This window comes from Bartonella sp. AA74HLJMH (genome assembly GCF_042197045.1).
GTDB lineage: Bacteria > Pseudomonadota > Alphaproteobacteria > Rhizobiales > Rhizobiaceae > Bartonella.
In genome coordinates, this window is record NZ_JBHIRJ010000049.1 from 1 (window position 1) to 3,899 (window position 3,899).

A 3,899-nucleotide genomic window follows, 5' to 3' on the forward strand; every position below is an offset into this window, starting at 1 on the left:
GAGAAATGGGATGAGAAGCGCAATATTGGCTTGGGAGCAGAGCATGATTGGTCCAGTCATGGTGCGGATGCCTTTGGGTTAATGTGTGTGGGGTATGAACAGCCGATGCAAAAACAGAAGAGACCAGCTTATAGTGGTAGAGAAACTTATGAGAGCACGTCATGGATGGCAGAATGATGCATGATGAAGAGCATTTAGAGAAAGAAAGTAACGCATCAGATTTGTCGACAGAAGGTTTGTTTCGCAAGCTTGTCAACTGGTGACAAGCTATTGATTTATAATGATAATCTAGCGTTATTCATATTGAGTTAAAGACCCGAATAACGTAAGATTCTCTTATTTCAAATCTGTTTATATTGAATCAATCAAAACCACTCGTTTGCACATAGCAAGTGGGATGAGTGTGTGGATAAAATTTGTATAAGAAAGGACTTAAAATGGCTCTTATGAACCGTCTTAATGCAAGATCTGTTGCAACATTAGGGGCTGGCAAATATAACGATGGTGCCGGCTTGTTACTTCACAAGCGTAAAGATGGCGGTGCTCAATGGATTTACCGTTATACCATTCATGGGCGCCGTCGTGAAATGGGCTTGGGGGCATTGCGAAACGTTTCTTTAAAAAAAGCGCGTGAATTGGCAAATCAATGGCGTTCTGTTTTGCATGAGGGTCGTGACCCTATTAAAGAACGCAATAAACAAAAGCGTGAGGCGATAAGCAATCTCCATTACTTAAAAGATATTGCCATAGATGCTTTTGAAAGTCGTAAAGCTGAATTAAAAGGGGATGGAAAAGACGGACATTGGTTTTTACCATTACGTCTTCATATTCTCCCCAAATTAGGCTGTTTACCCGTTTCAGAAATTACCCAAACTGAGATACGCAATACTCTTGCTCCTATCTGGCATACAAAAGCTGGAACAGCTAATAGAGCTCTTAATCGTCTTAATATATGTCTCAAACATGCGGCTGCATTAGGATTGGATGTTGATTTACAAGCAACAGAAAAAGCACGTGCTCTCTTAGGCAAACAACGTCATAAAACGCAAAACATGCCCGCAATGGATTGGAAAGAGGTCCCTGCCTTTTATAAAACACTTTGCCAAACAACAATCCTAACACAACTGGCTTTGCGTTTGCTTATTTTGACAGGAGTTCGTACTTTTCCTTTGCGTCATATTCGTGAAGGTCAAATTGAAGATGATGTCTGGACAATTCCTGCTGAAAATATGAAAGGAAAGCGTGATACTACAACAGAATTTCGCGTCCCCTTATCAAAAGAAGCGCTGAAAATTATTGAACAAGCTCGTTGTATTTCTAAAAGTGATTTTCTTTTTTCTCCTACCGGTCGCGGTCCTCTTTCACATACGATGATGGCTTGGTATATGAGAAAAAATAAAATTGAAGCATGCCCGCATGGTTTTCGCTCTAGTTTACGCGATTGGCTTGCTGAAACAACCAATGCCCCCTATGAGGTCGCTGAAACCATTTTAGCTCATACGGTTGGCGGTAAAGTAGAGCGTGCCTATCGTCGTACTGATTATTTAGAACAGCGCCGTGTCTATATGGAGAAATGGGCGGCTTATGTCACTGGTCAATCTTAAGATATGGGGTGCATAACCCCATGATCTGTGGATAACTTTAGCTCTCTTGTCTCTCATTCTTTCTCAATAAGATTCATCACATCTCACATCAGAAATTGTATAATAAAATATTGTTTTCTATAAATAAAACATCTTTCTAAATGAACCAAAATGTGGTTAATAAATGGTTATGATTTGTTACCATTTTTTGATAGAAAGGATTTTCGTATGACAGAAAATGATATTCTTTTGACAGACCGTGAAAGTGCAAAATTGCTTCATATGAGTGTCTCAACTTTCCGCCGTCATGTTACTAATGGCTCTCTCCCAAAACCTTTAAAATTTGGTTTTTTATCCCGTTGGTTACAATCGGATCTTTTGAATGTAATCGAGCAAGCAAAACAGCAACGTCAAAGTGACGCGGCATAAAAAAACCTTGTCACGTAAGGACGGACAAGGCTTTCTCAAACTCATCACTCTAAAGATAGCACAATCCGTCCTATGACGCAACGTTATAGGATTTAAAATGATGTGTTCTTTTAAGAATGCGCAAGGTATCACACGTGCCTTGCGTGGTACTTGGCATGGGCGTTATGGAACAGCCCGTTGCCCTGCTCATGATGATAGGCTGCCTAGCTTATCCCTTGCCAATGGACATGATGGGCGTCTTTTACTCACTTGTTATGCTGGCTGCTCTTTTAGAGAGATCATACAAGCGCTTATTAGAATTGGATTGCTTGGAAAACAAGCTTATGATCAGACGCTCTCTTTCTCAAAACAGTTTTGTGCTGATCTCAAACGAGCAAAACAGAAAGCAGAGAGAGCAAAAGCAATTTGGCAACAAAGCCAACCAATCAAAAATACTTTAGCAGAAACCTATTTACGTATGCGGGGTATTACATGTGATTTGCCTGCTGATTTACGTTTTCATAGCAAATGTCCACACCCCTCTGGGGGTACATTGCCCGCGTTGGTTGCTCTTGTTAAGGGGGCTGGTTCCTTTGCCATTCATAGAACCTTTTTAAAAGACAATGGCTGCAAAACAGATCAGAAACCAGCAAAAGCCATGTTGGGATCTGTAACGGGTGGTGGGGTGCATTTAAGCCAAGCCAATCCAAAACATCTGGTCATTTGTGAAGGCATTGAAACCGGTCTGGCTCTTTTGTCTGGGTTGTTATCAGAGCCCGTTGATTTATGGGCGTCCCTTTCAACCCTATGAAAATGCAAAATAGATATAAAATATCTATTCTAATAGTACCTATTGAAGAAACAGTAAAAATACATTACATTAGAACTACTTTGTAACACATTAAGTGGTCGTAAAATGGCTGAGACAACATTTACCTTTCGCGTCGATGATGTATTAAAAAATGAATTTTCCAAAGCAGCAAAGGCGTGTGATAGATCTGGTGCTCAATTATTGCGCGATTATATGCGCGATATCGTAAAAGAACAAAAAGAAAAAAGTGCATACGATTTATGGTTTCGGGAACAAGTTCAATTAGGGATAAATTCTGCTAATGCAAGTGATATAATGTCTTCTGAAGAAATCGAAGCAGAAGCAAAAGAATGGCGCTTAAAGACACAAAGTAAACTAGATAGATCAACTTTATGAAGCTAATTTGGACACAAGTAGCACACGTTGACCGCAAAAAGATACGTGAATACATATCACAAGATAATCCTTCCGCTGCCTTAAAGTTTGATCAACTTTTATCTGAAAAAGTAGAAAAACTTGTTAAATTTCCTACCCTTGGTCGTTTAGGACGAATTGTAAATACACGTGAACTTATTGTACATCCAAATTATATCATGATTTATGATATTTCAAATGGCGTTGTGCGTATTTTACGTGTGCTCCATACAAAGAAAAAATTTCCTTAATCAACTGTATTTTTATTTATTTTGTAATTGAAGAAAATTATTTTCTACAATACTGCGCTCCGTATCAGTAAATAATGATAAATTATTATTTTTCTAATATTGCGAATATGATTGCATAATGCACTTTGCACACCGCTTAGTTTCTACTCGTAAAAATGAAGATGACACTATTGTCAATGATGTGTCTGTTGAAAAGCTTGGGGAACTCTTAAAAGAAAACCCCCGTGGTCTCTTAATGGTGCGTGATGAATTGGCTGGCTTTTTAGCCAATCTAGAAAGAAAGGAATATCAATCAGACCGCGCCTTTTATTTAACAGCTTTTAATGGCGATGATCAATTTACTTATGACCGTATAGAGCGTGGAACCATTTTTATCCCTTATGTCACTTTATCCATGATTGGAGGCATTCAACCTTCACGCATTATTCCGCT

General features: G+C 39.0%; 5 protein-coding genes and 2 pseudogenes. All 7 read left to right on the forward strand.

The annotated features are described in order from the left end of the window. Window positions 1-177 (forward strand): annotated as a pseudogene (locus ACFINH_RS09220) (PBSX family phage terminase large subunit); the annotation flags it as partial. 260 nt (window positions 178-437) lie between these two features. After that, entirely contained in the window at window positions 438-1,604 is a 1,167-nt protein-coding gene (locus tag ACFINH_RS09225; protein WP_375632842.1) for a tyrosine-type recombinase/integrase, read from the forward strand. Between the two features lie 207 nt (window positions 1,605-1,811). After that, a complete protein-coding gene (locus ACFINH_RS09230) occupies window positions 1,812-2,012 on the forward strand; it encodes an AlpA family transcriptional regulator (RefSeq protein ID WP_007347209.1) in 201 nt (66 codons plus the stop codon). 97 nt (window positions 2,013-2,109) lie between these two features. Continuing rightward, window positions 2,110-2,796 (forward strand): annotated as a pseudogene (locus ACFINH_RS09235) (virulence-associated protein E); the annotation flags it as partial. A 111-nt stretch (window positions 2,797-2,907) separates the two neighbouring features. Next, complete coding sequence (locus tag ACFINH_RS09240; protein ID WP_375610963.1) at window positions 2,908-3,198, forward strand: CopG family ribbon-helix-helix protein; 291 nt, start codon at window positions 2,908-2,910, stop codon at window positions 3,196-3,198. Continuing rightward, a complete protein-coding gene (locus ACFINH_RS09245; RefSeq protein WP_375610964.1) occupies window positions 3,195-3,467 on the forward strand; it encodes a type II toxin-antitoxin system RelE/ParE family toxin in 273 nt (90 codons plus the stop codon). The genes ACFINH_RS09240 and ACFINH_RS09245 overlap by 4 nt, the downstream gene beginning before the upstream one ends. Before the next feature lie 118 nt (window positions 3,468-3,585). Next, a partial coding sequence (locus ACFINH_RS09250) for a DUF3987 domain-containing protein (protein WP_375632844.1) occupies window positions 3,586-3,899 on the forward strand: 314 nt, incomplete at its 3' end.

Excerpts from the sequence above, each read along its gene's own strand:
- ACFINH_RS09225 (WP_375632842.1), top strand. The coding sequence starts at position 438 with ATGGCTCTTATGAACCGTCTTAATGCAAGATCTGTTGCAACATTAGGG.
- ACFINH_RS09230 (WP_007347209.1), top strand. The coding sequence starts at position 1,812 with ATGACAGAAAATGATATTCTTTTGACAGACCGTGAAAGTGCAAAATTG.
- ACFINH_RS09240 (WP_375610963.1), top strand. The coding sequence starts at position 2,908 with ATGGCTGAGACAACATTTACCTTTCGCGTCGATGATGTATTAAAAAAT.
- ACFINH_RS09245 (WP_375610964.1), top strand. The coding sequence starts at position 3,195 with ATGAAGCTAATTTGGACACAAGTAGCACACGTTGACCGCAAAAAGATA.